Source organism: Kitasatospora sp. NPDC086791 (assembly GCF_040685975.1).
Classification (GTDB): Bacteria; Actinomycetota; Actinomycetes; order Streptomycetales; family Streptomycetaceae; genus Kitasatospora.
In genome coordinates, this window is record NZ_JBFBOC010000016.1 from 1 (window position 1) to 5,721 (window position 5,721).

At 73.4% G+C, this 5,721-nt stretch carries 6 protein-coding genes and 4 tRNA genes; 6 read left to right on the forward strand and 4 right to left on the reverse strand.

Translation table 11 applies throughout. From position 1 onward, the window contains the following. Positions 1 to 274 precede the first annotated feature (274 nt). Complete coding sequence (locus AB0Q99_RS21225; RefSeq protein WP_363574002.1) at positions 275 to 844, forward strand: CGNR zinc finger domain-containing protein; 570 nt, start codon at positions 275 to 277, stop codon at positions 842 to 844. A 41-nt stretch (positions 845 to 885) separates the two neighbouring features. Here the strand turns inward: AB0Q99_RS21225 and AB0Q99_RS21230 are convergent, their stop codons facing one another. Next, a complete protein-coding gene (locus AB0Q99_RS21230) occupies positions 886 to 1,341 on the reverse strand; it encodes a hypothetical protein (protein ID WP_363574003.1) in 456 nt (151 codons plus the stop codon). Between the two features lie 110 nt (positions 1,342 to 1,451). Here AB0Q99_RS21230 and AB0Q99_RS21235 point away from each other — a divergent pair, with 110 nt between their 5' ends. Then, positions 1,452 to 1,952 carry a DsbA family protein gene (locus AB0Q99_RS21235; RefSeq protein WP_363574005.1) on the forward strand — a complete coding sequence of 167 codons (501 nt, stop codon included), beginning with the start codon at positions 1,452 to 1,454 and terminating at the stop codon, positions 1,950 to 1,952. Between the two features lie 7 nt (positions 1,953 to 1,959). Here the strand turns inward: AB0Q99_RS21235 and AB0Q99_RS21240 are convergent, their stop codons facing one another. The 3 genes from AB0Q99_RS21240 to AB0Q99_RS21250 all read right to left on the reverse strand — a co-directional run bounded on the left by AB0Q99_RS21240 (position 1,960) and on the right by AB0Q99_RS21250 (position 4,860). Beyond that, complete coding sequence (locus tag AB0Q99_RS21240; RefSeq protein WP_363574007.1) at positions 1,960 to 2,805, reverse strand: GNAT family N-acetyltransferase; 846 nt, start codon at positions 2,803 to 2,805, stop codon at positions 1,960 to 1,962. Between the two features lie 122 nt (positions 2,806 to 2,927). Next, positions 2,928 to 3,758 carry an aminodeoxychorismate lyase gene (locus tag AB0Q99_RS21245; RefSeq protein WP_363574009.1) on the reverse strand — a complete coding sequence of 277 codons (831 nt, stop codon included), beginning with the start codon at positions 3,756 to 3,758 and terminating at the stop codon, positions 2,928 to 2,930. Between the two features lie 40 nt (positions 3,759 to 3,798). After that, a complete protein-coding gene (locus AB0Q99_RS21250; protein ID WP_363574011.1) occupies positions 3,799 to 4,860 on the reverse strand; it encodes a chorismate-binding protein in 1,062 nt (353 codons plus the stop codon). A 348-nt stretch (positions 4,861 to 5,208) separates the two neighbouring features. Here AB0Q99_RS21250 and AB0Q99_RS21255 point away from each other — a divergent pair. The 4 genes from AB0Q99_RS21255 (at position 5,209) to AB0Q99_RS21270 (ending at position 5,618) form a co-directional block, all read left to right on the forward strand. Continuing rightward, positions 5,209 to 5,281 (forward strand) — tRNA-Gly (locus AB0Q99_RS21255). A gap of 41 nt (positions 5,282 to 5,322) precedes the next feature. After that, positions 5,323 to 5,396 (forward strand) — tRNA-Cys (locus AB0Q99_RS21260). Positions 5,397 to 5,433: 37 nt separating this feature from the next. Continuing rightward, positions 5,434 to 5,505: transfer RNA gene (locus tag AB0Q99_RS21265), tRNA-Val, on the forward strand. A 41-nt stretch (positions 5,506 to 5,546) separates the two neighbouring features. Continuing rightward, positions 5,547 to 5,618: transfer RNA gene (locus AB0Q99_RS21270), tRNA-Val, on the forward strand. Positions 5,619 to 5,721: the final 103 nt, after the last annotated feature.

A 5,721-nucleotide genomic window follows, 5' to 3' on the forward strand; every position in this document is an offset into this window, starting at 1 on the left:
GCCGGCCACCCGTTTTCGGGTGGCCGGCCTCCGTGCCGGGCGCCGACGCCCGTCCGGGGTCGCGCACGGTGACGGGCTCCGCGCGCCGGTGCGCAGGCCTCCTGTTCGAAGCCCTGAACGGCAGGGCGGCGGGACGGCGCCCGGTTTCGGACGCTCTGACGGGATCCGTACACGCCTTCGAAAGAACGCGCCGCCCTTCCGGCACAAGGCCCGGTATGGTCTGGGGTAACCGTGACGCGGGGTATCGGAGTCCCCTGCGCGAGGAGCCCCCAACGTGCTGATCACCCATGACACCGAGTGCGCGCTCAGCATCCTCGTGGAGCTGCTCAACACCGCACCCGAGGTGTGCGGCGCCGAGCGGCTGCCGGACGTCGCCGCGCTCGACGCCTTCGTGGTCCGCCAGGAGATCAGCGAGATCGACTCGCTGACCGAGGACGACCTGCGCCGGGTGCACGAGCTGCGCACCCGGCTGCGCGAGGTGTTCGGGACGGAGTCCACCGCCGAGGCCGCCGAGCTGGTCAACGCCATCGTCGCGGCGGCCGGGACGACGCCTCGGCTGACCGACCACGACGGCCACGACTGGCACATCCACTACTTCGCGCCGCACGCAGCGCTCGGCGACCACCTGGCGGCCGAGCTGGGCATGGCGCTGGCCTTCATCCTGATGGCGGGCGAGCGGGAGCGACTGCGCCGGTGCGAGGCGCCGGACTGCGCGCGGGTCTTCGTCGACCTCTCCCGGAACCGCTCGCGGCGCTACTGCGACAGCCGCACCTGCGGCAACCGGCTGCACGTCGCCGCCTACCGGGCGCGGCAGCGCTCGGCGGAGACCGTCCCCTCCGTCTGAGGTCCACGGGCCCCCGGAGCCCCCGCCCCGGGGTCCGGCGGTCAGATCCCGCGCTTGCGGAGGATCTCCTCGATGTCGGCGAAGTCGCCGAGGCCGTCGTCGCGCTTGCCCCCGGCCTGCTTCTTCGGCGCCTTGGGCGCCGGTGCCACCGCCGGACGCTCGGGCGCCGGTCCGGCGGCCGCCGGGCGCTCCGGCGGGGCCTCGACGGTGCCGCGGCGGCCCACCCAGCGGGTGGTGACCAGCAGCACCGCGGAGACGCCGAGCAGCACGATGCCGGTCCACACCCGGGGGTCGAGGACCAGCTTGGCCGCCCAGTCGGTGAACGCCCGGCCGATCGTGCTCGCCAGCGGGAACAGCCCGGTCAGGTAGAGCCCGGCGGGCAGCAGGGCGACCGCGAACCAGCGGGTCGCCGACAGGAAGCGCCGCTGGTAGGCCCGCAGGCCCGCGACGGCCACCCCGCCCGCCGTGAGGATGAAGCTGATCGCCGCGCTCAGCACGGGGCCACCCCTTCGCGTCCGGTCGTCCTGGTCATCGGTGCCTCCCTGTCGGTCCGCCCGCGGACGCACCGCCGGCCGGAGCGGGCGCCCACTAGTGGAACACTGGGGGGATGATCGATGGTTCCCTCCCCCGCCTCGAGTTCTGGTGCGACCTCCAGTGCCCGGACTGCCGGACCGCACTGGACGACGTACGGGCGCTGCGCACGCAGTACGGCGACGCGCTGCCCGTGGAGCTGCGGCACTTCCCGCTGGAGAAGCACAAGCACGCGTACGCCGCGGCGGAGGCGGCCGAGGAGGCGTTCGCCCAGGGGCTGGGCTGGCCGTTCGTGGAGGCACTGCTGGCCCGGGTCGAGGACCTGGACGCGCGGGGTCAGCAGGTGCTGCTGGACGTCGCCCGCGAGGTCGGGGTGGACGTCGACGAGGTCGACACCGCGCTGATCGACGGCCGGCACATGCTGACCGTCGACGCCGACCAGGCCGAGGGGAAGGCGATCGGGGTCACGGGCACGCCGACGTACGTGATCGGCGGCGAGCGCCTGGACGGCGGGCGGAGCCAGGACGGGTTGCGGGAGCGGATCGTGGCCGTCATCGAGGCGGCCCGGGCGTCCTGACGGCACGTCAGAGTGCTTTGCCGTAGAGGCGGTCGGTGACCGAGTAGCCGAGCGAGTCGTAGAGCCGGACGGCGACCGCGTTGTCGGCGAAGACATTGAGCCCGAGGTTGCGCACCCCGGCGGCGAGGCACTCCCGCTCGGCGAGCAGCATCAGGGTGCGGCCGTGTCCCCGGCCCCGGTGGGCCGGGGACACCTCGACCACCATCACCCAGGCAAGCGGTTCGCCGTCCGGCAGGTCGCGCAGGTGGAGGGCCACCCAGATCGAGCCGTACGGCTCCGGCCCGCCGTCGGCGCCGTACAGGCTACGCAGCACGACGCCGGGGGTCTGGACGCCCTGTGGGAGCAGGTTCTGCCTGCCGCCGCCCGACTTGGCGTGCGCCTGTTCCTCGGTGAGGCCGGAGGCCACGAGCGCGCGGGCGAAGCGCTCGGCGCCCCCGTCGAGCCAGTCCTGGAGTGCGGCGGCGTCCATCGGGCGCGCGGTCGGTCCGGCGGGCAGGGCGGGGGCGTCGGTGAGGCGCTTGGTCAGGGTCCGCATCCGCTCGGCGTAGCCGAGTGCGGCGGCGAGGGCGCGGGCGATCGGCGCCGACTCGGGGATCCTGACGTCCACCCGGACGCAGCCCCAGTGGCGCAACACCTCCTCCGCGGCCAGCGCGCCGAACGTGCCGCGGCCCCGGCCGCGCCCGTCGGTGACTTCCAACTCCGATATCTCGCCCCAGAGTCGGCCGCCGTGCGGGGTGGCGGTGGTGCGCAGCCCGCCGACCGGGTGGCCGTTCGAGAGGATCCGCCAGCGTCTGGTGCGGCCGCCGGCCGCGGTGGGTGTCTCCGGGCCCTCGGGGCGCAGCGTGGTGGTCATGTGGTGGTCCCTTCCCCCTGGCCGGAGGGTTATCCACGGCGCCCGCCACGCGGCCGGTTCCGGCTCCCGGGGACGGGGACCGCGGGACGGGGATCACGGGGCAGGGACCACCGAGGCGGGGATCACGGGTCGAGGTCGTCGCCGCTGCGCTCGGTGAAGACCTTCATGGCCTTGGCGGTGACCGGGCCGATGCCGGCCAGCTCGCGGTCGTCGACGCGGGTGACGGCCTGGACGTCGCGGGTGGTGGAGGTCAGGAAGACCTCGTCGGCGTCCTGGAGGGCGTCGAGCGGGAGGTCGGCCTCCTCAGCTCCGCACCAGTCGATGACGAGCTGCCGGGTGATGCCGGCCAGGCAGCCGGAGGCGAGCGCGGGGGTGAGCAGGCGCCCGCCGATGACCACGAAGACGTTGGAGCCGGTGCCCTCGCAGAGCCGGCCGGCGGTGTTGGCGAACAGGGCCTCGGAGGCGCCGACACGGTGGGCGGCGGCCAGGGCGACGACGTTCTCGGCGTACGAGGTGGTCTTGAGGCCGGCGACGGCGCTGTGCTCGTTGCGGCGCCAGGGGACGACGGCGACGGCGGTCTCGTCCGGGCGGCGGTTGATGGCGCCGAGGGCGACCACGAGGGTGGGGCCGGTGGTGCCGCGCTCGGAGCCCAGCGGGGCCGGGCCGCCGGTGTAGGTCACGCGCAGGCGGCCGAGCGGCGCGGGGTTGGCGGCGAGGACCCGGGCGCAGGCCTCGCGGACCAGGTCGTGGTCGGGGTCGGGCAGGCCGAGGCCGCGGGCGGAGCGGGTGAGCCGGTCGAGGTGGCGGGTGACCGCGAAGGCCTTGCCGTCGACGGCCTTCATGGTCTCGAAGACGCCGTCGCCGGTGGTGAGGCCGTGGTCGAGGACCGAGACGGCGGCGTCGGCGGAGTCGACGAGGGTGCCGTTGACCCAGCTCGTGGTGCGGTTGTGCATCGGGGGCTGCTCCTCAGCGGGTGGCCGGTGACGGTGTGGCTCAGGCCCCGGCCTGGTCGGGTTCGCTGCCCGACGCTATCGCGACCAGTCGGGCGGCCTTCAATTCGGTTTCCGCCCACTCGCGTTCGGGGTCGGAGCCCCAGGTGATGCCGGCGCCGGTGCCGAAGCGCAGGACGGGCGTGCCGGGGTCGGTCCGGTCCAGCCAGAAGGTGCGGATGCCGACGGCGAGTTCGCCCTCGGCGCGGTCGGCGTCGACCCAGCCGACGGCGCCGCAGTACGGGCCGCGCGGGGCGGTCTCCAGGGCTTCGATGATCCGCAGGGCGCTGGACTTGGGGGCTCCGGTGACGGAGCCGGGCGGGAAGGTGGCGGCGAGGAGCTCGGGCCAGCCGGCGCCCTCGCGCAGGGTGCCCTCGACGGTGGAGACCAGGTGGACCAGGCCGGGGTGCTTCTCGACGGCGCAGAGGTCGGGGACGGTGACGCTGCCGGTGGCGCAGACGCGGCCGAGGTCGTTGCGGACCAGGTCCACGATCATCACGTTCTCGGCGTGGTCCTTGTCGAGGAGGTCGTCCTCGGTGCGGCCGGTGCCCTTGATCGGGCCGGAGGAGACGGTGCGGCCGCTGCGGCGCAGGTAGAGCTCGGGTGAGGCGGTGGCGATCTCGACGCCGTGCTCGGGCAGCCGGATGGTGCCGGCGTAGGGGGCGGGGTTGCCGTGGGCGAGGAGGCCGGTGAGGGCGTCGATGTCGCTGAGCTCCGGGTCGGGCAGCGGCGCGGACAGCACCCGGCAGAGGTTGGCCTGGTAGACCTCGCCGGCGGCTATGTGCTCGCGGATGCGGCGGACGCCCGCGAGGTAACCGGCCCGGTCCAGGGAGCTGTGCCAGCTGCCGGCCTCCGGTCCCCGCCAGCCGGCCCCGGAGGGCGGGGCGGGGGCGGGGCGGAGCTCGTCGAAACGGGCGCAGGTCAACCGGCCCTCGAAGTCGTAGGCGACGGCCCAGTAGCCGGAGGAGTCGAGGGCGGCCGGGTCCGAGGTGACGTCGCGCAGTCCGGTGGCCAGGCGGCCACCGAAGCGGGCGAGCGGGGTGCTGGGGTCGGGGTGGCCGGACACGGTTCTCCTGCGCGGTGTGCTGGGCGGCGGTGCCTGAAGTGTAGGTCGGGGGCGCGTGCCCGGCCCTGTGTGACCGTGCGTGCGCTCAGGCGTACGCCCTCGGGCGTGAGCAGCGTGAGCAGTGGCGGACGTCGCGCGGGTGTGCGCCGGGTGGCCTGCGGGTGATCGTCCAGGAGCGCCGCAGGTGGCGGCCGATGACCGCGGTCGGAGGCGGACGCGACCGCGCTCGGCGGGCATCCCCTCGGCACGCTGCGGGAACGGATTTTTAGCTGGCCCGGGAATCCGCTAGAGTTCAACACGTCGCCAGGGAGCGCAGCCGGGAAAAACGGTGAAGGCCCTGGGAGACAGGCGGACGTGGCTCAGTTGGTAGAGCATCACCTTGCCAAGGTGAGGGTCGCGAGTTCGAATCTCGTCGTCCGCTCGATGGAGAACAGTGTAAGATCGTTCTTCATGTTGTTGCCTGGTGGAGTGGCCGAGAGGCGAGGCAACGGCCTGCAAAGCCGTGTACACGGGTTCAAATCCCGTCTCCACCTCCAAGAGGATCCCCCGGTTCCACCGGGGGCGTCCCCGTGCGCGCGATTAGCTCAGCGGGAGAGCACTACCTTGACACGGTAGGGGTCACTGGTTCAATCCCAGTATCGCGCACGTCGGGCCCTTCGGGGTCTGCTGCAAGACCGCCACACCAGGCGCGATTAGCTCAGCGGGAGAGCACTACCTTGACACGGTAGGGGTCACTGGTTCAATCCCAGTATCGCGCACGTCGGATCCTTCGGGGTCTGCTGCAAGACCGCCACACCAGGCGCGATTAGCTCAGCGGGAGAGCACTACCTTGACACGGTAGGGGTCACTGGTTCAATCCCA

Excerpts from the sequence above, each read along its gene's own strand:
- AB0Q99_RS21235 (WP_363574005.1), top strand. The coding sequence starts at position 1,452 with ATGATCGATGGTTCCCTCCCCCGCCTCGAGTTCTGGTGCGACCTCCAG.
- AB0Q99_RS21240 (WP_363574007.1), bottom strand. The coding sequence starts at position 2,805 with ATGACCACCACGCTGCGCCCCGAGGGCCCGGAGACACCCACCGCGGCC.
- AB0Q99_RS21245 (WP_363574009.1), bottom strand. The coding sequence starts at position 3,758 with ATGCACAACCGCACCACGAGCTGGGTCAACGGCACCCTCGTCGACTCC.